The sequence below is a fragment of the Allobosea sp. TND4EK4 genome, assembly GCF_900156025.1.
Classification (GTDB): domain Bacteria; phylum Pseudomonadota; class Alphaproteobacteria; order Rhizobiales; family Beijerinckiaceae; genus Allobosea.
In genome coordinates, this window is record NZ_FTMO01000008.1 from 68,372 (window position 1) to 92,630 (window position 24,259).

General features: G+C 68.2%; 17 protein-coding genes and 1 tRNA gene. 11 read left to right on the forward strand and 7 right to left on the reverse strand.

Annotated features, from left to right (window positions below; all coding sequences use genetic code 11):
* Nucleotides 1-83: 83 nt before the first annotated feature.
* Complete coding sequence (locus tag BW981_RS14650) at nucleotides 84-2,057, forward strand: L,D-transpeptidase scaffold domain-containing protein (protein WP_076440453.1); 1,974 nt, start codon at nucleotides 84-86, stop codon at nucleotides 2,055-2,057.
* 240 nt (nucleotides 2,058-2,297) lie between these two features.
* Nucleotides 2,298-4,064 (forward strand): peptidoglycan L,D-endopeptidase MepK, encoded by a 1,767-nt coding sequence (locus BW981_RS14655; RefSeq protein WP_076440455.1) that lies wholly within the window; start codon nucleotides 2,298-2,300, stop codon nucleotides 4,062-4,064.
* Nucleotides 4,065-4,082: 18 nt separating this feature from the next.
* On the opposite strand, the gene BW981_RS14660 is transcribed toward BW981_RS14655, so the two are convergent.
* Nucleotides 4,083-4,691, reverse strand: coding sequence for a glutathione S-transferase (locus tag BW981_RS14660; RefSeq protein WP_076440457.1), 609 nt, complete (start codon nucleotides 4,689-4,691; stop codon nucleotides 4,083-4,085).
* A 292-nt stretch (nucleotides 4,692-4,983) separates the two neighbouring features.
* On the opposite strand from BW981_RS14660, the gene BW981_RS14665 reads away from it, so the two are divergent.
* From BW981_RS14665 to BW981_RS14675, 3 genes are read left to right on the forward strand one after another with little or no spacing between them, the layout of a single operon-like run.
* A complete protein-coding gene (locus BW981_RS14665; protein ID WP_076440459.1) occupies nucleotides 4,984-5,526 on the forward strand; it encodes a biliverdin-producing heme oxygenase in 543 nt (180 codons plus the stop codon).
* The gene (locus BW981_RS14670; RefSeq protein WP_076440461.1) at nucleotides 5,523-8,069 is read left to right on the forward strand and encodes an HWE histidine kinase domain-containing protein; all 2,547 of its coding nucleotides are present in this window, start codon (nucleotides 5,523-5,525) and stop codon (nucleotides 8,067-8,069) included. The genes BW981_RS14665 and BW981_RS14670 overlap by 4 nt, the downstream gene beginning before the upstream one ends.
* A gap of 51 nt (nucleotides 8,070-8,120) precedes the next feature.
* Nucleotides 8,121-10,817, forward strand: coding sequence for a response regulator (locus BW981_RS14675; RefSeq protein ID WP_076440463.1), 2,697 nt, complete (start codon nucleotides 8,121-8,123; stop codon nucleotides 10,815-10,817).
* Nucleotides 10,818-10,960: 143 nt separating this feature from the next.
* Here the strand turns inward: BW981_RS14675 and BW981_RS14680 are convergent, their stop codons facing one another.
* Complete coding sequence (locus BW981_RS14680; protein WP_076440465.1) at nucleotides 10,961-11,203, reverse strand: DUF2312 domain-containing protein; 243 nt, start codon at nucleotides 11,201-11,203, stop codon at nucleotides 10,961-10,963.
* A gap of 269 nt (nucleotides 11,204-11,472) precedes the next feature.
* Between BW981_RS14680 and BW981_RS14685 the strand changes: the two genes are divergently transcribed.
* From BW981_RS14685 to pyk, 3 genes are all read left to right on the forward strand, one after another.
* Nucleotides 11,473-12,747, forward strand: coding sequence for a glycerate kinase type-2 family protein (locus tag BW981_RS14685; RefSeq protein ID WP_244560337.1), 1,275 nt, complete (start codon nucleotides 11,473-11,475; stop codon nucleotides 12,745-12,747).
* A 5-nt stretch (nucleotides 12,748-12,752) separates the two neighbouring features.
* Nucleotides 12,753-13,208 carry a DUF1036 domain-containing protein gene (locus BW981_RS14690; RefSeq protein WP_076440469.1) on the forward strand — a complete coding sequence of 152 codons (456 nt, stop codon included), beginning with the start codon at nucleotides 12,753-12,755 and terminating at the stop codon, nucleotides 13,206-13,208.
* A gap of 66 nt (nucleotides 13,209-13,274) precedes the next feature.
* On the forward strand, nucleotides 13,275-14,714 hold the full coding sequence (gene pyk, locus BW981_RS14695) for a pyruvate kinase (RefSeq protein WP_076440471.1): 1,440 nt from the start codon (nucleotides 13,275-13,277) through the stop codon (nucleotides 14,712-14,714).
* A 30-nt stretch (nucleotides 14,715-14,744) separates the two neighbouring features.
* Here the strand turns inward: pyk and BW981_RS14700 are convergent, their stop codons facing one another.
* Both BW981_RS14700 and ykgO read right to left on the reverse strand, forming a co-directional pair.
* A complete protein-coding gene (locus tag BW981_RS14700) occupies nucleotides 14,745-15,374 on the reverse strand; it encodes a tetratricopeptide repeat protein (RefSeq protein WP_076440473.1) in 630 nt (209 codons plus the stop codon).
* A 138-nt stretch (nucleotides 15,375-15,512) separates the two neighbouring features.
* Nucleotides 15,513-15,638 carry a type B 50S ribosomal protein L36 gene (ykgO, locus tag BW981_RS14705; RefSeq protein ID WP_038363015.1) on the reverse strand — a complete coding sequence of 42 codons (126 nt, stop codon included), beginning with the start codon at nucleotides 15,636-15,638 and terminating at the stop codon, nucleotides 15,513-15,515.
* A gap of 273 nt (nucleotides 15,639-15,911) precedes the next feature.
* Here ykgO and BW981_RS14710 point away from each other — a divergent pair, with 273 nt between their 5' ends.
* The 3 genes from BW981_RS14710 to BW981_RS14720 all read left to right on the forward strand — a co-directional run bounded on the left by BW981_RS14710 (nucleotide 15,912) and on the right by BW981_RS14720 (nucleotide 16,769).
* Nucleotides 15,912-16,124, forward strand: coding sequence for a hypothetical protein (locus BW981_RS14710; RefSeq protein WP_076440475.1), 213 nt, complete (start codon nucleotides 15,912-15,914; stop codon nucleotides 16,122-16,124).
* Nucleotides 16,125-16,204: 80 nt separating this feature from the next.
* A complete protein-coding gene (hisE, locus tag BW981_RS14715; RefSeq protein ID WP_076440477.1) occupies nucleotides 16,205-16,573 on the forward strand; it encodes a phosphoribosyl-ATP diphosphatase in 369 nt (122 codons plus the stop codon).
* Between the two features lie 119 nt (nucleotides 16,574-16,692).
* A tRNA-Arg gene (locus BW981_RS14720) sits at nucleotides 16,693-16,769 on the forward strand.
* Between the two features lie 310 nt (nucleotides 16,770-17,079).
* Here the strand turns inward: BW981_RS14720 and BW981_RS14725 are convergent.
* From BW981_RS14725 to BW981_RS14735, 3 genes are read right to left on the reverse strand one after another with little or no spacing between them, the layout of a single operon-like run.
* Nucleotides 17,080-20,670 carry an ABC transporter ATP-binding protein gene (locus BW981_RS14725; RefSeq protein WP_076440479.1) on the reverse strand — a complete coding sequence of 1,197 codons (3,591 nt, stop codon included), beginning with the start codon at nucleotides 20,668-20,670 and terminating at the stop codon, nucleotides 17,080-17,082.
* Complete coding sequence (locus BW981_RS14730) at nucleotides 20,670-22,847, reverse strand: TonB-dependent receptor (protein ID WP_076440481.1); 2,178 nt, start codon at nucleotides 22,845-22,847, stop codon at nucleotides 20,670-20,672. Before BW981_RS14730 ends, BW981_RS14725 begins: the two co-directional genes overlap by 1 nt.
* Nucleotides 22,844-24,256, reverse strand: a complete 1,413-nt coding sequence (locus tag BW981_RS14735; protein WP_139333771.1) for an MFS transporter — start codon at nucleotides 24,254-24,256, stop codon at nucleotides 22,844-22,846. The genes BW981_RS14730 and BW981_RS14735 overlap by 4 nt, the downstream gene beginning before the upstream one ends.
* Nucleotides 24,257-24,259: the final 3 nt, after the last annotated feature.

The following is a 24,259-nucleotide window of genomic DNA, read 5'->3' on the forward strand; positions in this document are numbered from 1 at the left end:
CCTGTTGCGCCGCCGCATCTTGTCGAAGCACCCCGGCACGCGCAAGGAATGGCGCGGGTTGGGCACCTCACGGGATCAGCGAAATGAGTCGTCGCCATTGGGCGAATCTGACCACGGCCTCGGCCCTGGCGATCATGCTGGGCTGTGCCGGCAGCCTTGCGCAGACCTCCACCAGCGAGGCCCCGGCCACCGAAGCAGCGCGCAGCGCAGAGGCTCTCCCGGAGGCCACCCCGTCCGAGCCGCCGGTCACGGCCGCCGCCGCGCCTGACCATGAAATCGTGACCGGGACGGTCTCGTCTTCGAGCCGGCCGCGCGATCCGGCTTCGGTCGATGCGACCGCTCCGGTCGAGATCGGCACCGAGCCGGTGACGCTCGATATCCCGGCGATCGAGATGCCCTCCGCCGATCCGGCTCTCGTCCCGCCCGTCCGCTCGCCCGAGCCCGTGCCTGCCGCGGCGCCGCCGGCGCCCGTGCAGGCCATGCCGACCGAAGCCGCGCCCGAGAAACCGATGCAGGCTTCGGTGACGGTTGCTCCCGCCATCCAGGGGCCACTTCGGGCCGTGGAGCCGGTCGTCCCGGCGCCCGACATGCCGAAGGTCGTTGTCGAGGTGGAGCCCGGCCTTGCCTTCGCCGCCGACATCGCGGCCCGCGCGGGGGAGGCCGTCGCCGTTCGCCGGCTCGGCGAGCGTGAGCGCGCCGAGATCGTCGCCGCCTACCAGGCCAACCAGAACAAGCCGTTCTGGATCGACGCCAAGGGCTGGACCGCGGCCGGCAAGCGCATCGTCGCGCAGCTCGAGCATGCCGCCGACGACGGCCTGCGCCCGACCGACTATGCGCTGCCGGTGTTCGAGCTCAGCGACAGGACCAAGCTTGCGGAAGCGGATATCCGCCTTTCCGCGCTCGCCGTGCTCTATGCCCGAGATGCGCGCGGCGGCCGGCTCGATCCGCGCAAGCTGTCCAAGCTGATCACGCCGAAGCTCGACGTGCCGTCCGCCGGCGAGGTGCTGGCGACGCTCGCAGGTGCCGGCGATGCGGGGGCTGCGCTCGCGGCCTATAACCCGCCGCACGAGCAGTATCGCCGCCTCAAGGCGAAGCTCGCGGAATTGCGCGAGCATCTCGACGACACGCCGCTGGTGCGCATCCCGGCGGGACCCGCGCTCAAGGTCGGCATGCGCGACGAGCGCGTGCCGCTGGTGCGGGCGCGGCTCGGCCTCGGCCCCAGCGACGACGCGGTGTTCGACCGCTCGACCGCGCTGGCGCTGGCCGATTTCCAGAAGAAGGCGGGCCTTCCTGCGAACGGTATCCTGAGCGAGCGCACCGTCGCGGCGCTCGGCAGGCCGGCCACCGCGCAGGGCGAGGAGGACGTCATCGCCCAGATGGAGCGCTGGCGCTGGCTGCCGAAGGATCTCGGCACCGACCACATCATGGTCAACGTGCCGGAGATGCGCGTGCGCGTCATCCGCTCGGGCAAGGTGGTTCACGAGGCCCGTGCCATCATCGGGAAGCCGGAATCCGCGACGCCGATCTTCTCGAACCGGATGGACCACGTCATCGTCAATCCGTCCTGGTATGTGCCGCCCTCGATCCTGAAGAAGGAATTCCTGCCCGGCCTCGCGGCCGATCCGGACTATGCCGCCAGGCGCGGCTATGTGGTGACGCGGACCAAGGGGGGCGGCATTTCGGTGCGCCAGCCGCCCGGCGAGCGCAATGCGCTCGGCTGGATCAAGTTCATGTTCCCCAACGAGCATGCGGTCTATCTGCACGACACGCCGAACCGCCGCCTCTTCGGCGCCGACCGGCGGGCCTTCAGCCATGGCTGCGTGCGCGTCGACAATCCCTTCGCGCTGGCGGACCAGCTGCTCGGGCCGGAGTGGACGAGCGCGCGGCTGAAAAGCCTCATCGGCAAGGGCGAGCGGCGGATCAACCTGCCCCAGCCGCTGGCGATCCATCTCGTCTACAACACGATGGTGGTCGATGCGGACGGCAAGATCACCCGCTTCGACGATGTCTACGGCTTCCACCGGCTCGTGCGCCAGGCGCTCGAGCAACAGGGCTGACAGCTCACGCAGGGCAGGTGCCTTGAAAAAGGCACCTTTCCGCCACGATCCATACCTACCCACGGCCTGCCCCGACCGCGACGGAAATATCTGGCGCGGCAAAGGCCGGCTTGCTAACGAGTCGTTAAGGCTTCTCCGCAACTGTTCGTTCACGTTAACGCTTCGCTTCGGCGGCGCTCCGAGACGGATCAGGCAGATTGGGCAGGCAGATTGGGCTGGGTTGACGCCACGCTTCGGGGAGTGACGCGCTTCGGCTCCGGCGCAGGAGGGCGACGTCTGGTCACGGCGGCGCTTGCGGTCGCGGCTTCGCTGATCGGCGTGCGCGGGACGCAGAACGCGGTCGCCAACGGCGACACCCGCACCATCACCATCATGCATATGCACACCAAGGAGGAGACGACCGTCACCTTCAAGCAGGATGGCCGCTACGTTTCTTCCGCCCTCGAAAAGCTGAACTGGGCCCTGCGCGACTGGCGCAGCGACGAGCCGATCCGGATGGATCCGCGCCTGTTCGACGTGGTCTGGGAGGTGCAGCGCCAGCTCGGCTCCGAGCAGCCCTTCCATGTCGTCTCGGCCTATCGCTCGCCGAACACCAACGCGATGCTGCGCCGCCGCTCGCGCGCCGTCGCCAAGCACAGCCAGCACATGCTCGGCAAGGCGATGGATTTCTATCTGCCCGACGTGCCCACCGCCCGCATCCGGGAGATCGGCATGCGGCTGCAGCGTGGCGGCGTCGGCTTCTATCCGAACGCCCATACTCCCTTCGTGCATCTGGATGTCGGCTCGGTCCGGTCCTGGCCGCGGATGACGCGCGACCAGCTCGTCCGGCTGTTCCCGGACCAGAAGACCGTGCACATCCCGGCGGACGGGCAGCCGCTCGCCGGCTACGAGATGGCCCGCGCGGAGATCATGGCCGGCGGCGGCTCCGTCGGCGGCTATGCCGTGGCCGATGCGGATGAGGGCGCGGTTCAGGCCTCGGGCCGCAAGAGCCTGTGGGCGATGCTCTTCGGCGGCGACGAGGAAGAGGCGGATGCCCGGCCGGCCCGGCAGCGCCGCGGCGCGCCGCCGCCGCAGCCGACGGTCATGGCCTATGCCAATCGCCGCGACGACAGCACCTCCGACAGTGCCGGGCGCTTCCTGGTCTCCGCTGCGGCGCCGGAGCCGACCTCGCGGGCCGTCACCCGCGAACGCTCGCAACGCCTGGCGCCGCAGGCGCAGCCGGTGCAGGAGGAGGCACCGGTGGCGGCAGCCGCCGTCGCGTCGGCCGTACCTCAGCCGGCCCCGGAGCCGGCCCGCCGGGCCCAGCTGATCGACGCGCCGCTGCCCTTGGCGCGCCCCCGCGATCTCGCCGCGCCCGGTGGCATCGACGGCACGCAGATCGCCGCCCTCCCGGCGAGCGCCGGGGCGCTCACCTTCGCGCAGACCGGGCCCGGCGCCGACCAGAGGCTCGTGCTCGCCTCCCTGCCGCCGCGGCGCCCGGAGGAGATGACGGCCTCGATCACACCGGTCCTGGCCGGCCCCTCCGTCGACGCGCCGCTGCCGCCTGCCCGCCCGAGCGAGCTGATGGGCGTTGCGGTCGCTGCCCTGAGAGGCACCGATCTCGGCGAGGCACCGGCGGCCGTCGGAGGGCGCCTGGTGCCGGTCAGCCATGCCTTGCCGCCCGTCCGCCCGCACGATGTCGGCCCCGGCTTCGCCACGGCGACGCGGCAAGCCACGCCGGTCGCCGCTTCGCCACGGGTGCCGGTGGAGGAACCGCAGGGGATGGACCGGACCGGGCTGGAATCGCTGTTCACGGCGGTGGCACGGCCTCATTCCCCGCCGGCCGGCCGCCCGGTCAATGTCGCGACCGCCCGCGCCCGTTCCGACAAGACGAGTTCCGCGCCGATCGCCGGTCCGAGCCCGGCGGCCTCGCTCGGCTTCAGCCAGACCGACCCGGTGGATGCCAAGCCGGGACGCTTCAGCGGGCCGGCCGTCAGACCGCTGCCGACGAATTTCGTGCAGAACTGAGCGCCGGGGCTCCGGGCTTTACTCCCGGTCGATCGGCCAGGTCTTGAACACCTCCAGCGCCTCGCAGGCCGCAGCCTGCGCCGCCAAAGCGGGCCAGCGCTCCGCCGGTGCGACATCGGGAATGACGAAGCGGCAGAAGCCCCAGGCGATGGCGGCGGCGATGTCGCACGGCAGGAGCTCGGGGCCAGCCGACAGGGCGCCCTCCTTTGCGGCGGCGTCGAGCAGATCCAGCGCAGTGTGGAGCTGGGTGACGATGCGCTCCTGCCAGGGCGCGTAGCGCTGCGCTTCCGGGCGCTTGCGCTCGTACTCGATCGCCACCGCCTTGTCGGCGGCGACGATGGCGATGCCGGTCAGCGCGAGGTCGCGCTCGCGGGCCGCAGATTCGACGGGGCGCAGCGAGCGGCCGGCGACATCCTCGAAATGCTGGATGATCAGCAGCGATTCGCTGATCACCGTCCCCGCGTCCGTCACCAGGCTCGGGGCCTTGATCAGCGGATTGATCGCGCGGAATTCGTCCATGTGGCGGAAGACCGAAACCGAGCGATGCTCGACCGGAACGTCGAGCAGGGTGGCGGTAACCGCGGCGCGGCGGACATAGGGACTGTCGAGCATTCCGACCAGCAGCATGGGCCTCTCCATTGGCGCTGGCGAAGAGTGCCCGAGGACGAGCGAAACGCCACGCCAAATCGGATGATCTGACGGATCACCCGGATTGATGGAGGCTGTGGCGTTTGCAACGCGACGTGGGCCACGCGGGGAACCGGCGGAGGATTTGCGCGTTGCCGCAGCGTCGACCGTTTTTGCGCCCCGCGCATGAACGCCTCGATGAGCCGTAGCGATCATGCCTTGAAGGCGCCGGAGAGGCGGCAAGAAGGTGGGCCGCGTCGGACTGGCTTTTCAGTTCTCGTCGGGGTTACGAATGAACGATCTGAGGAGCTTCCTGCGCGCGGAAACTCATGACCTGCACGAGGAGCTCGACGGCCTGATCGGCGCTTTCACGAGCCTCGACGATTACACCCGCTTCCTCGCTGGCAGCTTCCGGCACCGCGCTCCGGCGGAAGCCGCCATCGGCGTCGAGGCCGACGCGCTCGGCCTCGGTCCGAGGCAGCTGGTGCCGCAACTGCGGCGGGACCTCGCCGATCTCGGTCTTCCCGTGCCTGCGGCGGAGCGGCTCGTCCTGTCAAAAGACATCGCCTGCCTGCTCGGGGCCACCTATGTCCTTGAAGGGTCGGCATTGGGAGCCCGCGTGCTCGTCAAGTCCGCGGCCGCGCTGGGACTGGGGGCGGCCCATGGCGCGCGCTATCTGTCGGCGCAGGCCGGCTCGATCACGTCCTGGCGCGAACTTCTGGTGCGATTGGACGGACTGGAGAGGGCCCGCTGGAGCCTCGCCGCGCGCGGGGCCCGTCAGGTCTTCGACCACGCCATCCAGGCCTTCTCTCCTCTCGAACTGCCGGCCTCATGACGACCGTCGACCTGACGAACTGCGATCGCGAACCGATCCACATTCCCGGAAGCGTCCAGCCGCATGGCTGCATGATCGTCTGCGACGCGGAGGTCGTGACCGTCCTCAGGCACTCGGTCAATGCCGGCGCCTTTCTCGGGCTCAGGACCTTCGAGCTGGTGGGCCGAACGCTGGAGGACATCCTCGGCGGGCCGGCCGTCCACGAGATGCGCAACGCGTTGGCGCGGTCGAGCGCGCCGTCACGGGCCGGGCTGATGCCGCGCCATCAGGTCGCGACGCTGGGCCGCAGCTTCGACGTGTCGATCCATTCCTTCAAGGGCAACACGATCATCGAGTTCGAGGAAGCGGCGTCGGACGGGCCGATATCGCCGCTAGAGTTCGCCCGCACGCTGGTCGGCCGCCTCTCGGCCGTCACCTCGCCGAGCCAGCTGATCGAGAGTGCGGCCCGGCTGCTGCGCGCCGTGCTGCAATATGACCGGGTGATGATCTACCAGTTCGCGCCCGATGGCTCGGGCAAGGTGATGAGCGAGGCGAAGCGGCCCAACCTGGAGAGCTTCCTCGGCCAGCATTTTCCGGCCAGCGACATCCCCCAACAGGCCAGGCAGCTCTATCTGCTCAACCCGATCCGCATCGTCTCAAACAGCAGCGGCGAGCGCCTTCCGATCGTGCCCGAGCTCGACGGCGCGGGCGAGCCGCTCGACCTCTCCTATGCCCATCTGCGCAGCGTCTCGCCGATCCATTGCGAATATCTGCGCAATATGGGCGTCGCCGCCTCGATGTCGGTCTCGATCATTCTGGAGGGCAAGCTCTGGGGCCTGATCGCCTGCCATCATTACAGCCCGCGCTCGCTCCCGATGAACCGGCGCATCGCCGCCGAGATCTTCGGCGAGTTCTTCGCGCTCCAGCTCGGCGCCCTGACGCAGAAGCAGCTGCTGCTCGCGGCGGAGCAGGCGCGCGATTTCCTGAACGGGCTCTTGTCGTCCGCCTCTCATGTGACGGATGCAACCGAGTTCCTCGGGCGCCATCTCGGGGCTTTTCGCGGGCTGGTCGAGAGTGACGGGGTCGGCATCTTCATCGACGGCGAATGGCGCGCCGAGGGCAGCGTGCCATCCGCGACCTTCGCGGAGGAGCTGGCGAGCTTCGCCGGCACGGTCTGCGAGGGGCGCATCTGGGCGAGCACCTCGCTGGTCGAGGCCATGCCAGCGGCCCGGGCCCATGCCGGCCGCTTCGCCGGCGTGCTGGTCGTGCCGCTGTCGCAGATTCCGCGGGACTACCTCTTCTTCTTCCGCAAGGAATTCGTCCAGACGATCGAATGGGGCGGCGATCCCACCAAGACCTATCCTTCCGGCCCTCATGGGGACCGTCTGACGCCGCGGCAGAGCTTCGCCGTCTGGAAGCAGACCGTGGCCGGGCATTCGCGCGCCTGGACGCCTGTCGAGCGCGAACTCGCGGAATCGACGCGCCGGACGCTGATCGAGGTCGTGCTGCGACAGAGCGAACTCCTGGCCGACGAACGCAACAAGGCGGAGATGCGCCGGAAGGTCCTCAACGAGGAACTCAATCACCGGGTCAAGAACATCCTCTCCCTGATCAAGTCGATCGTCGCGCACCCGCTCGCCGAAGGGGCGACCATCGAGGCTTACGTCACCGCGCTGAAGGGGCGGGTGGAGGCGCTTGCGGTGGCGCATGACCAGGCCATGCGAGCGAGCGGCGGCGGCCTGCTGCGCGATCTGGTCGCGGCCGAGGCATCGCCCTATCGCGCGGTCGACGCCGCGGTCGCGATCGAGGGCCCGCCCGCCACGCTGGATGCGCGGGCGTTCTCGGTGCTCGCCCTCGTCATCCACGAGCTCATCACCAATGCCGCCAAATATGGCGCCCTCTCCGTGCCCGGCGGCCGTCTCGCGATCGAATGGTCGCGGAGCGCCGTGGGCGACTGCGAGATCCGCTGGAGCGAGAGCGGCGGTCCGCGCGTCGCGCCGCCGGCGCGGCAGGGCTTCGGGACCATCCTGATCTCGCGCAGCATCCCGTTCGATCTCGGCGGAGCGAGCGATCTGGACTATCGGCCGGAGGGCTTGCAGGCGGTCCTGCGGATTCCGGCGCGTTTCGTGCGCTGGGACGGCGAGGACAGGCTGGCGCCATCCCCGGCGGCCGATCCGCCGGCGAAGACGGGGCAGCCTCTCGCGGGACGGCTTGCCCTGATCCTCGAGGACCAGTTCATCATCGCGATGGATTGCGAGGACATGCTGCTGCGGCTGGGCGCCGACAAGGTCGAGGTCTGCTCGCGTGTCGAGGAGGCGATGGCCTGCCTCGACCGGGCCCTGCCGGATGTCGCCATTCTCGACGTCAATCTCGGCAGCGGGACGTCGCATGCGGTCGCCGAGCGCCTGGCCGAGGCGGGCGTGCCGTTCATTTTCGCCACCGGATACGACGATCTCGCGCTGGCGGGGCTGAGCGATGCGGCGACCCTGCGCAAGCCCTATAGCCTTGCGGCTCTCGATGCCGGCCTGAGCCGGCTGCTGGGCAAGCGCGAGTCCGGGACATGATCGGCCTGGCATGGCATTGACGTTTTCAACCCCGGCTTTCAGAGACGACCGATGAGCGCGCCGACAAAGCCAAACACCGCATGGACAGCCGAGCTTGAGACCCTGCTCGACGCCTGGCTGAAGGAGCGCCCGGCAGCCGAGGCGCAGGCGGCGCTGACCGAGGCGCTGAGGGGGCTGCAGCAAGCCGAGCTGCGGACCGGCCAGCTTTGGCCGCATGGCGGGGGCGAATGCGGCGAGCTGATCCGCAACCTCGACTGGTCTGCAACGCCGCTGGGCCCGGCCGAGCGCTGGTCGCTGGAACTGCGCGCGACGGTGCAGAACATCCTGAATTCGCCGGTCGCCAAGGTGCTGATGTGGGGGCCGGACCACCGGCTGATCTACAACGACGCCTATCGGGACATCGTCGCCGATCGTCACCCGGAGCTGATGGGCGCGCCGACCGCCACCGCCCTGCCGGAGGTGTGGGACTGGAACCGGCCGATCCTCGAGGCGGGCTATCGCGGCGAACTGGTCTCCCATTGCGACGTGCCGATGGTCCTGGACCTGCGGGGGAGCCGGCGCGGCTTCGTCTTCGACCTTCATTATACCCCGGTGTACGACGCCTGCGGCGAGGTCGGTGGCGTGATGTGCACGGTGATCGATCAGACTGAGCGGGTCGCGATGGAGCGGCGGCTGGCCGCGAGCAACCGCCGCTTCCGCACGGCGATGAATGCCGTCCACGGCGTGCTCTGGACGAACAGCGCTGAAGGGCGAATGCTGGGAGAACAGCCCGGCTGGGCCGCTCTGACGGGACAGGCCTTCGAAGAGTACCAGGATTTCGGCTGGGCCGAAGCAGTCCATCCGGACGACCAGGAGACTTCGGTCAAGGCGTGGAACGAAGCCGTCGCCGCCAAGTCGATGTTCATCCATGAGCACCGCGTGCGCGACCGCGCCGGGGCCTGGAGGATTTTCGCGATCCGCGCGCTGCCGATCCTGGACGAGACCGGCGAGATCGAGGAATGGGTCGGCGTCCACACCGACATCACCCACCGGCGGGCCGCGGAGCGGGCGCTGCGCCAGCTCAACGAAAGCCTCGAGGCGCGGGTGATTTCCGAGATCGAGGAGCGGCGCAAGGCCGAGGCGCGCCTGCTCCGCGCACAGAAGCTGGAAACGGTCGGCAAGCTGACCGGCGGCGTCGCGCATGACTTCAACAACCTGCTGCAGGTCGTCTCCGGCAATCTCCAGCTCCTCGCCAAGGACGTCGCCGGCATCGAGCGGGCCGAGAAGCGGGTCGCCAGCGCCATGGCCGGCGTCTCGCGCGGGGCCAGGCTCGCCGCCCAGCTGCTGGCCTTCGGCCGCCGGCAGGCGCTCGAACCCAAGGTCGTCAACATCAGCCGCCGCGTCCAGGAGATGGACGACATGATGCGCCGTGCGCTGGGCGAAACCGTGCAGATCGAGACGGTTGTCGGCGGCGGGCTGTGGAACACCTTCATCGACCCGAACCAGATCGAGAACGCGCTGCTCAACCTCGCGGTCAATGCCCGCGACGCGATGAACGGGGAGGGCAAGCTCACCATCGAGCTTTCGAACGCGCATCTCGACGACGACTATGCCCGGCAGCATGAAGAGGTCACCGCCGGCCAGTATGTCATGCTGGCGGTCACCGACACGGGCAGCGGCATGGCGCCCGAGATCGTCGACAAGGTCTTCGAGCCGTTCTTCTCGACAAAGAGCGAGGGCAAGGGCTCGGGGCTCGGCCTCTCGATGGTCTATGGCTTCGTCAAGCAGTCCGGCGGACACATCAAGATCTATTCCGAGGTCGGCCATGGCACGACCATCAGGCTCTATCTGCCGCGCTCGATGGAGAACGAGGACGTCGTCGTCGATCTCGCGGCCGGACCCGTCGCGGGTGGCACGGAGACCGTGCTCGTCGTCGAGGATGACGAGGAGGTCCGGGCCACGGTGATCGAGATGCTGTCCGATCTCGGCTATCGCGTGCTCAAGGCGTCCGATGCGGGCAGCGCGCTCAACGTCATCGAGAGCGGCATCCCGATCGACCTTCTCTTCACCGACGTCGTGATGCCGGGCGAGCTGAAGAGCCCGGAACTCGCCCGCAAGGCGCGGGCCCGGCTGCCGGGCATCGCCGTGCTCTTCACCTCCGGCTACACCGAGAACTCGATCGTTCACGGCGGCAAGCTCGATGCCGGCGTGGAGCTGCTCTCCAAGCCCTATACCCGCGAGACGCTGGCGCGAAAGATCCGCCATGTGCTCGGCAACGAGAAGCAGCGCGGGCAGGCCTCCGCGATGCAGGCGCAGCCGCCCAATCCGGAGCCAGAGTCGGAGACGGAGCTGCTGCCGGGGCCCGCGATCGAGCGGGCGGCTGTGCAGCCCAAGCCGGCCACGGTGCTGCTGGTCGAGGACGACGCCCTGATCCGAATGAACACCAGCGACATGCTGCAGGGCGCCGGCTATGTCGTCATCGAGGCGGCAAGCGCGGAAGAGGCGCTGGCAACGCTGAGGACGATGCGGGTCGATACGCTGCTCACCGACATCAAGCTGCCGGGCTTCTCAGGGGGCGAGCTGGCCACTCAGGCGCGTGAACTGCAGCCGGGCATCGCCGTGATCTACGCCAGCGGCGATGCGTCCTCCGTCGCAGGCGACACCCAGGCGCAGGTGCTGACCAAGCCCTATGGCGAAGCGCAGCTCCTGAAGATGCTCGAAGAGGCCAGGGCCGCAACGGCGCCGGCAGCGGTGCCTTTGATCCGCTGAGCTCAGCGGGAACCACGGCGTCATTCCGGGTCAGGCGGCGAAGCCGCGCCGATCCGGGATCCGTCAAAGCGTTCCCGACGAAAACGGCCTGCGCGACCGAAGTCCCGCAGGCCGTGGATCGAGCGTCGCGAGGCAGGCCCGATTCAGGCGGTTTCGCCGACGGCCTGCAGATAGAGGTCGAGGATGGCTTCCTCCTCCTTGCGCTCGTCGAGGTCGCGCTTGCGCAGCGCGACGACCTTGCGCAGCACCTTGACGTCGTAGCCGGTGCCCTTGGCCTCGGCATAGACCTCCTTGATGTCGTCGGCGATCGTCTTCTTCTCTTCCTCGAGCCGCTCGATGCGCTCGACGATGCTCTTGAGCTGATCGCCCTGAACCGGATCGTCCATCTCATATCCTTTCGGGGTGCGGGACCGGATGTCCCATGAAATTCGGCCGGCAGCGTTCGCCCGGATCGCCCCTGCGCGTCAAGCCGGCAGGCCCGCTCGCAGCCCAGTGCTCAACAGCCGGATGACGGGGTCGAGATAAGTATGATTTTATCAGCGGAGCGGGATGACGCCCGGCGCCTGCAGGCCTAGAACGAATCGCAAAGGCTGCCGGACGAACGGCTCGAAGCGGGGGGCAAGGGATGCACGGATCGAGGGACGACAGTGCGTCGATGCGCGCCACCGCCCGCATGATCTACGACGCTGCCGTCGCGCGGGCCCACCCGGCCGGATGCCTGGCCGATCATCTGCCGCGGGCGCCCGAGACGGGGCGATTGATCCTGCTGGCTGCCGGAAAGGCGGCCGGAAGCATGACGGCGCTTGCCGAGGCACACTACCTCGACGGAGGGTTTCCGAAGGAGCGCCTGCTCGGCCATGCCGTGGCGCGTCACGGCTATACGGCGCCGACGCGGCATATTCCGATGGTCGCTGCCGGTCATCCCGTTCCCGACGAGGGCAGCGTCGCCAGTGCCGAGCGGGCGCTGGCGCTGGCCGGTGCCGCGACGGCGGAGGATCTCGTGCTGGTGCTGCTCTCGGGCGGCGGCTCGGCCAACTGGGTGGCCCCGGCCGGCGCCCTGACGCTCGCCGAAAAGCAGGCGGTGACCAAGGCGCTTCTGCGCTCCGGCGCCCCGATCGGGGAGATGAACGTCGTGCGCAAGCGTCTCTCCGGAATCAAGGGCGGGCGGCTTGCCCTGGCGGCCGCGCCGGCGCGCCTGCTGACGCTGGCGATCTCGGACGTGCCCGGCGACGATCCGGCCGCCATCGCCTCGGGGCCGACGGTGCCCGACCCGAGCGGCATGGCGGATGCGCGCGCCATCGTCTCGCGCTATGGCCTCGCCTTGCCGCCGGCTGCCGAAGCCCTGCTTGCGGACGATGCCAACGAGACACCGAAGCCGGGCCACCCGGCCTTCGCGAACAGCGAATACCGCATCATCGCGCGCCCGGCCGACGCGCTCGCCGCGGCGCGGGCAGCCGCCGAGGCGGCGGGCTACGCGGTGCTCGATCTCGGTCCCGATCTCGAAGGCGAGGCGCGCGAGGTCGCGGCCGCCCATGCCGAGCGCGCCAAGGCCCTGAAGGCCGAGGGGCGGCGCGCGGCGATCCTGTCCGGCGGCGAACTCACCGTGACGCTGCGCGGCTCGGGCCGGGGCGGGCCGAGCCAGGAATATGCTCTGGCGCTGGCGCTGGCGCTGGGCGGCGAGCCGGGCATCGTCGCGCTGGCGGGCGATACCGACGGCACCGATGGCGGGGGCGGCGAAGCGACGGACCCGGCCGGGGCCCTGGTCGATCCCCAAACATTGACGCGCGCCGCCGCCATCGGCCTTGATCCTGCCCGATCCCTCGCCGACAACGATTCGACCGGCTTCTTCGAGCGCCTCGGCGATCTCCTGCAGCCGGGCCCGACGCTGACCAATGTCAACGATTGCCGCGTGATCCTGATCGAGCCCTGAGACGCATGCCGGGTCCTTTCTTCTCCAGCGCCCGTTTGCTCGGAGCCGCTGCCGTGCTGACGGTCATGGCAGCGGGCCCCGCCAAGGCGGATCTGCGCATGTGCAACACCACGCCGAGCCGGGTCGGGGTCGCGATCGGCTACCGCGACGCGCAGGGCTGGACGACGGAAGGCTGGTGGAACATCAGCCCGCGCGGCTGCGAGACGCTGCTGCGCGGCACGCTGGCGGCACGCTACTACTACGTCCACGCCGTCGATTACGACAAGGGCGGGGAATGGACGGGCAAATCCGTCATGTGCGTGCGCAACAAGGAATTCACGATCCATGGTATCGAGGACTGCCTGGCGCGGGGCTATGACCGTGCCGGCTTCTTCGAGGTCGATACCGGCGAACAGAAGAGCTGGACGATCCAGCTCACGGACGGCGCGGCTGCACCGCCGCCACCGCCGCCCAGGCCCTGAGCCGAGCCGGCCACGGGTCGCCGATGGTCCAAACGAACGGGCGGTGCACCGCCCGCAGGGGAAACGATGAAGCGCGAACGTCGAATCAAGATCATTGCCACGCTGGGGCCGGCCTCCTCCAACGAGGAGATGTGCGCCAAGCTGTTCGCTGCCGGCGTCGACGTGTTCCGCATCAATATGAGCCACACCCAGCGCGAGACGCTGTCCGAGAAGGTCGCGATGCTGCGGGGGCTCGAGACCAAGTTCCGGCGCCCGGTCGGCATCCTGGCCGATCTGCAGGGGCCGAAGCTCAGGGTCGGCGCCTTCGGCGGCGATGGCGGGGTCCTGCTGGAGAAGGGCGCGCGCTTCGTTCTCGATTCCGACCCCGCTCCGGGCAACGACAAAAGGGTGCATCTGCCCCATCCCGAGATCCTGAGCGCGCTGGAAGTCGGCCATCACCTGATCCTCGACGACGGCAAGCTGCGGCTCGTCGTGGAGGAGGCCTCGCCCGAGCGGGCGGTGACGAAGGTCCTGATCGGGGGGCGGCTGTCCTCGCGCAAGGGCGTCAGCCTGCCCGACACCACGATCGCCGTCTCGGCCATGACCGAGAAGGACCGCGCCGATGCCGAGGTTGCGGCCGAGGTGGGGGTCGACTGGATCGCGCTCTCATTCGTGCAGCGGCCGGAGGACATGGCGGAGCTGCGCAAGATCGTCAGCGGCCGGGCCTCCGTCATGGCCAAGATCGAAAAGCCGCAGGCGGTGCTGCGGCTTGAGGAGATCATCGACGCCTCCGACGCGATCATGGTCGCGCGCGGCGATCTCGGCGTCGAGATGCCGCTGGAGAAGGTGCCGGGCACCCAGAAGCGCATGACCCGCATGGCGCGCCGCAAGGGCAAGCCGGTCGTGGTCGCGACGCAGATGCTGGAAAGCATGATCACCAGCCCGGTGCCCACCCGCGCCGAGGTCTCGGACGTCGCGACGGCGGTGTTCGAGGGCGCGGATGCCGTGATGCTCTCGGCCGAGAGCGCGGCCGGCCAGTATCCGGTCGAGGCGGTGACGATGATGAACCGCATCGCCGAGGAGGTGGAGAGCGAGACAGTCTACCGCTCGATCCTGGAGGCCCAGCGCGCGGAGCCCGAGGCGACGGGCGCCGACGCCATCGCCAAGGCGGCCCACGAGATCGCCGAGACGCTGCATCTCAAGGCGATCTGCGCCTGGACCTCGTCGGGCTCGACCGCCTTCCGCATCGCCCGCGAACGGCCGAACTCGACCGTGATCGCGCTGACGCCCAACCGCGCCACGGCGCGGCGGCTGACGCTGGTCTGGGGCGTCCACGCCATCGTCACCAAGGATGCCAGCGACGCCGACGACATGGCCTTCCGCGCCTGCAAATTCGCGGTGCGCGAGCATTTCGCGAAGACGGGCGACCGGATCATCGTCGTGGCGGGCGTGCCTTTCGGCACGCCGGGCGCGACCAACATGGTCCGCATCGCCTTCATCGCGCAGGAGCATGTCGCCAAGGCCTGAGCGTGCCGGCGCGGTGCTGCAGCCGTCGGCTCAGGTCTCGCGGCCGTCGACCTCGTAGCGCAGCGAGTCGACCGCCTTCTTCACCGCTTCGAACTGCGGATAGATGTCGAGCGCCCTGCGGAAGGCCGCCATCGCCGCCTTGTCGTCGCCCTGCTGCTTGAGGATGATGCCGAGCCCCATGATGGCGCCGTAGTGCCGGGGCTCGCGCCTCAGCGTCTCTCCGATGTCGTAGAGAGAGCGGATGGGGTCGCCGGCGATGTAGAGGGCGTTGGCGCGCTGGTTCCAGGCCTCGGCCCAGTCCGGCTGCAGGCTGATGATGCGGTCGAGGAGCTCGACCGCGATCTCGGTCTGCTTGTTCCTGATGGCCTCCTGCGCGCGCGTCATCAGCAAATCGGCGGTGTCGGAGCCGGAGCGAGCCCAGCGCCGCTGGATCTGGGTCGCGATGCCCTTGGCCTCTTCCGGCGTCTTCGCGTCGTGAAGGCGCTGAAACAGCGTCTCGAGCGAGGCGGGGGGGCGGCGCTGCGGCGCAGCAGGGTTCTCGGCCTTGTCCTGCGGAACCGCCTGGCCGGGCCGCTGGGGCGGCGAGGGCTGGGCCATCAGCGCGGACGGCGCGGCGACGACCGTCAGGAGCAGAGCAAGGGCGATCGGAGAGGAACGCATGAGCCCACTCTAACCGGGCGAGATCCACGGTCAAATCACGCGACGGCGAGCCACGCAAAAAAGCGGCGCGTCTCGCGACGCCCCGCTCAGCACAGATCCGGACCGATCGGCGCAGCCTGAGAAGGCCGCGCGCGATGCTCAGCCCTGGCGCGCCTTGAAGCGCTTCTGGACCTTGTTGATGATGTAGACGCGGCCCTTGCGGCGGACCAGCTGGTTGTCGCGATGGCGGGCGCGCAGCGACTTCAGAGAATTGCGGATCTTCATCGTCTCAACTCCATCGACCCGCCTCTGCCAGGCGGACCGGTCAAAAACCAACAGTCTGCGACGCGGGCCTCTCGACCCTCACCGCCCATGCATATGGCGCGACTGAATGCGATGCCGGCTGTATACGGATTTTCGCGCGGATCGCAAGTGCGATCACAGCCGAGCAGCCTTCTTTATCGCACGTCGCCCTTTATCGGCGGGCGGTGCCGTCACGTTACGGAACCAGTGCAGACGCCGGGCGTTCCGCCTCTTGGTCCAACCGGGAGAAAGCCGATGCGCCCCCTTACCCTGCTTGCCGTTGCCGGCATCACGCTCGCCCTCGCCGCCTGCGGCAATACCGTCGAACAGCGTGTGGGAGGTGCGGCGGTCGGTGCAGGCACCGGCGCGGTGGTCGCGGGGCCGGTCGGCGCGGTCGTGGGCGGCGCCGCGGGTGCCGTCACGGCGCCGACCGTCGTGCGCGCCACCCGCCGCTCCACGCGGTACTGAGCTTCAGGGCGCGGACAGCGTGGCCGCCTTGTGCGGCGCGTTGTCATGAAACGCTCATCGCGGCGGATCATACTGGCGCGATGGCCGATTCGATCGCGAGACTCCATGCCGCCGTCCTCGTCGCGCGCCAGCGCGACCCACGCCTGTCGCGCACGGCGAAACTCTTTGCCGACGGCCTGCCGAAGATGGCCAAGAAAGTTGCCGAGGAGGCGGTCGAGGTCGGGATCGAGGCGATCCAGGGCCACAGGCGCGATGCGATCGCCGAGAGTGCCGACCTGATCTACAATCTCGTCGTGCTGTGGAGCGCGATGGGGATCGCGCCCGGAGAGGTCTGGGCCGAGCTCGACCGGCGAGAGGCGCTGCATGGCATCGCCGAAAAGCTGCCGAAGGATCGCACCGCCAAGCGCGCCAAGGCGCTTTTGGCGCGGGAGCCCGCCGACGCCGCATGAGGCGCAGGCCCGATCCGCCTTCTTCACGCCGTCGTCATTTTTCGGGTTGCCAAGACGAAAGCGAGCGGCTATCTCCCCCGCATCAGGCCGGACGCGAAAGCGTCATGACGCTCTGAGACGCGCCCGTAGCTCAGCTGGATAGAGCATCAGACTACGAATCTGAGGGTCAGAGGTTCGAATCCTTTCGGGCGCGCCATTTCGGTACAAATCTGCGAACTTCCTCCATGTCGGCGGGCCGTCCTTGACCGCCTGCGCCAACGCGGGGTGTTGCCGATGAGCCGGACGAGATTCTCATTGACCTCGGCGCAATCGAGCACCGGCCCGCTGGTAGCCTCGCCTGAATGGCTCGCTCCTTTCCTTATCGGCCCGCCCGCCGCCCACTTGGCAAGCGAAACTCCTGTCCTTGCTGACTCGCGAAACGTTCGGTTTCGGGCGGTCGGATTGGCGTCTTCCAGATGGGCCGGAGCTGGCCCTTTTGAACCGGCCGTCGAAACAGCAGCTTGCGCTTACGCAGGCCGGAGCCTCCGCCAATAGCGCCGGTACGGTACCGACTCCGCCAAGACCTCTTCGTGTTTCCCTCTTGCGGACACCGTGCCGTTTTCGATCAGCACGATGTCATCCGCGTCACGCGACAGGTGCATGTCGTGGGTCGCGATCACGACGGCGCGGTGCCGCGCCAGCCGACGCAGCGTCCGGCGAATGCTGGTCTCGTTTTCGGGATCGAGTGCCGAGATGCCTTCATCCATGATCAGAATGGGCGTTTCGCAGAGAAGGGCGCGGGCAAGGGCGATCCGTTGACGTTCGCCACCGGACAGCGTCGTTCCGCTTTCGCCGATCATGGTGGCGTAGCCGGCAGGGCGGTTCATGATGAAGTCATGCGCTTGCGCCGCACGGGCTGCGGCAACGATCTCGGCCTCGTCCGCATCCGGGCGTCCCAATGCGATATTGGCGCGCACCGTGTCCCGCAGCAGATAGGTGTCCTGAAAGACAGGCGCCATCAGGGAGCGTCGGCGGGCGGACGTCATCGCGTGCAGATCGATGCCTCCGATCGTGATCCTTCCCGCATCGGGAGCGAGAAAGCCCGCAGCAGCCAGAAGCGCGGTCGTCTTTCCGGAGCCCGACGGGCCGACGAAGGCGATCAGCCCGCAATCGGCGATGTCGAGCGTGAAACCGGACAGGATGGTTTTTCCATTGCGGCTGAGCTGCACGTCCTGAAAGCTCAGCGCGTGACCTTGCGGAACGAGATCGCGAGTCGGCTCCAGGATGGGCTGCTGGTCCAGAACCGACCGGATCGCCTGGGCGGACTGTCCGGTGTTGCGGCCGAGTGCGATCAGGTCCAGCGCATCCGCCATCGGCCTGTAGACCAGCAGCCCGAAGAGAATGGCCGCCAAGCCGGAACCCGTCGCGATCTCTCCGCGCACCAGAAGCAGGCTCGCGGTGAGGAGAATCGCAACGAAGCCGCATTCGAGCGCTGCGGGTCCCCAGGTCGCGCCCCAGGCGAGCGGGCGCGCGGCCGCGATCGAACCGGCATGTTCATTCGCGATGCTCCGGTGCAGGCGCGACGTCGAGGCAAGCCCGTGGCGGAAGGCGCGGATCACGCCGATTCCCAGGATCTGCTCCAGCATCGCTGTATTGGCTGTCTCCCGGCAGGCGAGCAATGCGGCCTGGGCACGACGGTAACGATGGTCGCCGCTGCGAAGGACCAGCAGAAAGGCCGGCAGTCCGATCCCTGCGGCCAGCCCGATCCGCCAGTCGAGCCAGAACAGGCTGGCGAGCGCGAGAGCGGGCAAGACCGCGACCCGGACGAGCTGGGTCGGTGGGGTGACGAAATCCAGCCGGGCCAGATGGGTCGAGACCAGGTGGGTCAGGCCTGCGCTGCCCAGTTGCTGGAGAAGGGCGAAGGGCAGTCGCGCGAGGTGAATGATCACCTGTTTCTGGGTGTTCGCCACGGCCAGGCGCTGAAGACGCAGCAGCATCCCCTGCGATGCGCGATTGAGACCGAAGCAGAGGGCGAAGGCCGCCATCAGGATCATGCTGGCCTCGGCAAGGCGGCCGAGCGTCAGTTCGCCGGCTGCGGCCGCGATCACCCCGACAAGGGCGACGACGGGCGCGGCCGAGGCGAGAATGGCTTCGAGGACGAGCAGGGGAAGCGCCCGCGCCAGCAGGCGCCGCCATGGTCCCAGCAGAGACGGCAGGACCTTGAGCGCGGCGATGCCGCCCGCGGCGGGGGCCGGCGCGTCCGCCTGTTCGGCGACATCGCGGCGCGGGCCGGCGGGTTCCGGCAGCACGTCGCGGAGGTCGCCCTCGTGATCGGCGGGAAACGGCACCATGCCCTCGTCGGCCTGACACCGTGCCCAGAAATCCGCATAGGCGGAGCAGGCGAGCAGAATGTCCTCGTGCCGACCTTTGGCCACGAGCCTGCCCTCGTCGAGGAACACGATCTGGTCGGCATGGCGGATCGTGTGCAGGCGATGGGCGATGACCAGCAGGGTCCGGCCCTGCATCAACTCGGCCAGCGCGGCCTGGACCTGCGCCTCGGTTTCGGGGTCGAGCGAGGCTGTCGCCTCGTCGAGCAGAAGGATCGGGGCGTCCTTGAGCAGGGCCCTTGCGATGGCGACACGCTGCCGCTGCCCGCCCGAGAGACGGTTGCCGTTCTCGCCGACCCGGGTGTCGAGCCCCGCAGGCAAGGCGCCTGCAAAATCCATCACGCCCGCGCGCCGCGCGGCCTCAGCGACCTCCGCCGCACCCGCATCCGGCCGGCCGACACGGATGTTCGCGGCGATGCCGTCATCGAAGAGGAAGGTTTCCTGGAAGACGAGGGCGACCTGATCCAGCAGGTCCGCCTCCGCGATCTCCCGGACGTCGACGCCGCCGATCCGGACGCACCCGCCCTGAACGTCCATGAAGCGGGCCGCAAGCCGCGCGAGGCTGCTCTTGCCGGAGCCCGAGGGGCCGACCAGAGCGGTCATCGTGCCCGGAGCGACGGAAAAGCCGATATCCGAGAGAACCTCACGTCCGTCGTAGCGCAAGGTGACGTTCTCGAAGACGAGCGAGGAATCCGCCGGCTTGCGTGGCTCGGCAGCCTGCACCAGCTCCGGGCAGTCGAGCAGCCAGACGATGTTCCGTCCAGCGAGATGCACTTTCCAGAAGAACGGGCCGGCCGTGTAGAGGAGTTGGAGCAGCGGCTGATTGAAGACGAGCGCCATCAGGACGAAGAGCAGCCAGCGCCCGGGCTCGAGGGCACCTGAGAGATAGAGCAGCCCGCCCACGGGGACGATCAGCACCAGGTTGGCGCGCAGGCAGGTCAGGAACAGCGCCCATGACGAGAGGCTGGCGGCCTGCGCGCTCTCGTTGAGCGCGGCCATGCGCTCGGTCAGGCCGATCAGCCGGTCACGCATGCGCTCATCCGCCCCATAGGCCTTGAGCGCAGGCATGTTGCGCGCGAACTCGATCGCCTGGGCGTTGAAGGCGGCGAGAACCTGCCCGTATTCGCCGATCAGGCCGCGCTTGCTGCGGATGGTCGAGCGGTAGAAGACGACGAGAAGCGGGATCATCGCCACGAGGCACAACGCCAACCGCCAATCGATCCAGGTCATGACGGCCGCGAACACGAGCAGCGTCACGAGCGCCACGATCATGTCCGGCAGCGCATGCGCGATCAGATCCTCGATCTGCTCGACATCCTCGCGCAGGATCGTCTTGAGACGCCCGGTCGCGTGCTCGCTGAAGAACCCGAGCGGCAACCGTGTCAGCTTGTCGGCCAAAGCCAGCCGGAGATCACGGATCACGTCATAGGCGGCCTCGTGCGCGATCATGCCGGAGCGGGACGCCGTCAGGCTGCGCAGCAGGATCGCGGTCGCTGCACCGAGCGCGAGCGGCACCAGCTCCGCCGAGAGCACGGCCATGTCGGCGGCCAGCGCCAATGACGCGATGCGGTAGGCGATCAGGAAGGGAATGGTCGCCAGCGCTGCGTTGAGCAGCCCCAACCCCGCCGCAGCGGCCAGACGCAGGCGGTGGGGGCGCAGGAACACCGACAGCCGCCAGAGCGGGCTGTCGGGCAGGAGCGTCTGCGACAGCCGCGATCGGGAGGCGCTCATCAGTTGAGCTTGACCGTCATCCCCACGCCGATCGTCCGCCCCTGGCCGACGACGACGCCGATCGCCTGCGGTGTCAGATAGGAGGCGAAGGCCTCGTAGCGCTTGTCGAGGAGATTGCGGGCGAAGCCATAGACGCTCACATTGTCCTTCTCCACACCCGCCGTGAGATTGATGATGCTGTAACTCTTCAACCTGGTGTTGTTGACCGGGTCAGAGGCACGGCTGCTGACATACTGATATTCGGCGCGGCCGATCAGACGGGCGCTGAACCGGCCCAGCGTCACCGGGTAGCGGGCATCGAGGGACAGGTTTCCCGTCCAGTCCGGGATATTCGGGACGACATTGCCGCTCCGCACGCCGGCCGCATCGGTGAGCGGCACGTTGACGATACGGGCATGCGTGTAGCCGACGCCGGCACGCAGTTTGAGCCAGTCAGTCAGTGCCGCGCGCCCTTCGAGTTCGAAGCCCTTCGTCTGATAGTCGTAAGGCATGAAGGCGAAGGTCGCGGTCGCCGGATTGTAGTTGAAGGTCGGGCCGTTCTTGACGTCGTTGAAGAACACGGCGCCCGACGCATCGAAGCGTCCGTCGAGGCTGGAATACTTGACGCCCGCTTCGTAGCTCCAGCTCGTCGCGGCCTCGAACGGCTTCTCCGCGCGGCCCAGCGGGGCATTGGTGTTGAAGATCTCGAAACCGCCAGACGAATGCCCGCGCGAGATGCTGGCATAGGTCATCAGCTTCTCGGTCCAGGCATAGCTCAGCGAGGCCCGGCCCGTGAGATAGGTGTCGTCGTAGCTGTCGGACTGGTTGAAGAAGGGAACGCCCGGCATGGAGCCGTTGGCGACGTAGCGCCCTTTCATCCTCTGGTCGTCATGGGCCAGGCGCAGGCCGGTCGTCAGTGTCAGCTTGTCGACGATCGGCACGGAGGCTTCGCCGAAAGCGCCGAAGGTGTTGGTCGCAATGTCGGTGTTGAAGTCGCCATTGGCGAGCGGCGAGAAGCTGCTCTTCATGTTGCGCTCGATCGCGTAATCGGAGCGAAAATAGCTCAGCCCCGCGACCCATTTGATCGCGCTGCCCTCATGGGAGTTCAACCGGAGCTCCTGGCTGAAGACGTTTTCGCGCTGGTGTAACCGCCCCTTGTCCTGAAGCGGATTGGCCCAGAAGGCCGGCGTGCCGCCGAGGAAGCGGGAATAGAGGAAGGAATCGGTGGAATCCGCCAGGTTCACCGCATCGACGTGCTGGTAGCCGCTGACGGAGGTGAAACGCGCGAAATCGAAGTCATGGACGATGGTGACGTGGCCACCGGCGATCTCGCGATCGGCCTTCTGGCGGATATCTGTTCCACTGACCGGAAAACCGGCCATGCCGCGCAGCACGAACTGCGGAATATTGGTCTTCTCGTTGTTGTAGAAGCCGCCGATCGTGATCGTGGTGCCGGCGCCATTGGTGAAGCGCACTGCCCCCTTGCCGGCAGAGAGCTTCTGGTCGCCGTCCCTGCCGCCGATGATGCCGTTGCGGATGTCGCCGCCGAAATTGCTGAAGCGCAGGCTCGCCCGGCCGAACACACGGTCGGGAACGAGTGTGCCGCCGACCGTCATTTCGCCGAGCCTGTAGCCATGCGAGCCGATCTCGGCGCGCCCGAGAACCTCGTAGGTCCCGTCAGGCTCGTTGGAGATGTAGTTGATCGCCCCGGCGAGCGTGCCGCGGCCATAGAGCGTTCCCTGCGGTCCTCGAAGGACTTCGACGTCGCGAATGTCGAGCGGCTGAATCCCTGCGCCCATCAGCGAGGTCGGCACGCCGTCGTAGGTCACGCCCACGGTGCTGTCGATGGAGTTCAACGGCCGCAGCAGGGCGCCCATGCCGCGAATGGAGAAATTGCTCTGCGTGGGATCGCCGATGTTCGAATAATGCAGGTTCGGAACCTGGCGAGTCAGCGAATTCGGTGCGTCGGCGACCGTGTTCGCCAGATCGGCTCCCGTGACGGCCGTCACGCTCATGGGAACGTCCTTGGCCAGTTCCTCGACCTTGCGCGCGGTCACGGTGACCTCGTCGAGCGCGATCGTCTCCCCGGCCTTGTCCTGCTGCGGGCGGCGCTGTTGGGCGGATGCGGATGGCGCGGCGACGAGCAGAGCGGCGAGAGCGGCGAGGCTGACGGTCGACGACAGGCGGTTTCTGATCATGGCAGGCGGTCCTGGGCTGTAAGACGGCCCGACGATTCCAGTTTCGGCAGGCAGAATGGACGGGAGGCGAGGAGGCGCGTCGCGCCGAGGCAGGCGACGGTCAGGAGCGCGGCTCCGGCGAGAAAGGCGCCGCGATAGCCGACCTGGCCGGCAAACCAGCTCGCGCCGGCTCCGGCCAGAATCGCGACGAGGGAATCGGCGCTCTGCAGCAGCGCGAAATCCGTGCCGGCTTGATGCGGCTGCACCCGGCTCATCATCAGGGTGAACAGCGCGACATAGGACAGCGCGAAGACGGTGCTCTCAAGCAGGACCAGCACGGTCGTCGCAGCGCTCGCGGCAGGAAGGAACTGCGCCGCGACGGCCAGTCCCGCAAAGCACAGCGCGTGGGCGAGGCCCGTGAAGACGAGCATCCGGGTCGTGCCAAACCGCCCGAGCATAACAGGACCGCAGAAGGCGCCTGCGAGGCCGGCTGCTCCCATTCCGATCCCCGTGACCCAGCCGATGGTGGCCAGAGGGAACGCTGCGTCGACGAGGAAAGGCCCGATGATGGCGGCGCCGATCCGCCCGCCGAGCTGGTAGATGGCCAGGAAGACCAGGCCGTTGACGAAAGGGCGGTGGCGGAACGCCGATGCAAGCCGCACCTCGGAAGAGGCGGGACTCGACCAGGCCTGCTGTGACTGGAAGGTCGCGCTTCCAACCCAACCGATGATGCCGATCGCAACGAAGCTCGAGGCCAGGGCCAGCAGCGCCACAGCCCAACCCATCGCGCCGTAAATCTGAAACCCCAGCGCGATGGCGAAGACATAGCCCAGATAGACCCCTGCGACCTGCGCACCGTTGGCGATTCCGCGACGGGTTGGGGGAATTGCCTCGACGGCGAGGGCATCGGTCGACAGGTCCTGTGCCGCGATCGCCGTCATGACCACGAAGAGCAGCGCGGCGAGCCACGGCATGGTCCCGGCGCCGGGCCTCAGCAGCGCGGCGAACGCGAAACAAGCGACGAGCGCGCACTGAGCCCTCAGGATCGCTTTCCGTCGCCGGAGCACGGAGCCCGCGACATAGCGATCGGTAGCCGGCCCCATGAGCGGCTTCAGAACCACCGGCAGGAAGAGGAGATAACTCAACCCGATCAGGGCGAGCCCGATTCCTTGCTGTCGCAGCAGGGTCGGCACCACGAACTGCGCCATGCTCGCGCCGATTCCCTGGGCAGCGTAGAGGCCACCGAACACGAGCGCCGTTCGCCATACGTCGTTGCCGGGGCGCGTCGCCACACTCACCTGATCCGCCTCCACAGGCTTTCCATTCACGTTACTGGCAGTTATGGCCCCCTCTGAATTCATGCTAACGTGATCGGACAGATGAAGGCCCGGATCAGACGTTTTGCAGGACTTTCTTCGAATAACCTCCAACTA

Excerpts from the sequence above, each read along its gene's own strand:
- BW981_RS14650 (WP_076440453.1), top strand. The coding sequence starts at position 84 with ATGAGTCGTCGCCATTGGGCGAATCTGACCACGGCCTCGGCCCTGGCG.
- BW981_RS14690 (WP_076440469.1), top strand. The coding sequence starts at position 12,753 with ATGCCGGGTCCTTTCTTCTCCAGCGCCCGTTTGCTCGGAGCCGCTGCC.
- BW981_RS14710 (WP_076440475.1), top strand. The coding sequence starts at position 15,912 with ATGCGCCCCCTTACCCTGCTTGCCGTTGCCGGCATCACGCTCGCCCTC.
- BW981_RS14680 (WP_076440465.1), bottom strand. The coding sequence starts at position 11,203 with ATGGACGATCCGGTTCAGGGCGATCAGCTCAAGAGCATCGTCGAGCGC.
- BW981_RS14675 (WP_076440463.1), top strand. The coding sequence starts at position 8,121 with ATGAGCGCGCCGACAAAGCCAAACACCGCATGGACAGCCGAGCTTGAG.
- BW981_RS14660 (WP_076440457.1), bottom strand. The coding sequence starts at position 4,691 with ATGCTGCTGGTCGGAATGCTCGACAGTCCCTATGTCCGCCGCGCCGCG.
- BW981_RS14725 (WP_076440479.1), bottom strand. The coding sequence starts at position 20,670 with ATGAGCGCCTCCCGATCGCGGCTGTCGCAGACGCTCCTGCCCGACAGC.
- BW981_RS14730 (WP_076440481.1), bottom strand. The coding sequence starts at position 22,847 with ATGATCAGAAACCGCCTGTCGTCGACCGTCAGCCTCGCCGCTCTCGCC.
- pyk (WP_076440471.1), top strand. The coding sequence starts at position 13,275 with ATGAAGCGCGAACGTCGAATCAAGATCATTGCCACGCTGGGGCCGGCC.
- BW981_RS14665 (WP_076440459.1), top strand. The coding sequence starts at position 4,984 with ATGAACGATCTGAGGAGCTTCCTGCGCGCGGAAACTCATGACCTGCAC.
- BW981_RS14685 (WP_244560337.1), top strand. The coding sequence starts at position 11,473 with ATGCGCGCCACCGCCCGCATGATCTACGACGCTGCCGTCGCGCGGGCC.
- BW981_RS14700 (WP_076440473.1), bottom strand. The coding sequence starts at position 15,374 with ATGCGTTCCTCTCCGATCGCCCTTGCTCTGCTCCTGACGGTCGTCGCC.
- hisE (WP_076440477.1), top strand. The coding sequence starts at position 16,205 with ATGGCCGATTCGATCGCGAGACTCCATGCCGCCGTCCTCGTCGCGCGC.
- BW981_RS14670 (WP_076440461.1), top strand. The coding sequence starts at position 5,523 with ATGACGACCGTCGACCTGACGAACTGCGATCGCGAACCGATCCACATT.
- ykgO (WP_038363015.1), bottom strand. The coding sequence starts at position 15,638 with ATGAAGATCCGCAATTCTCTGAAGTCGCTGCGCGCCCGCCATCGCGAC.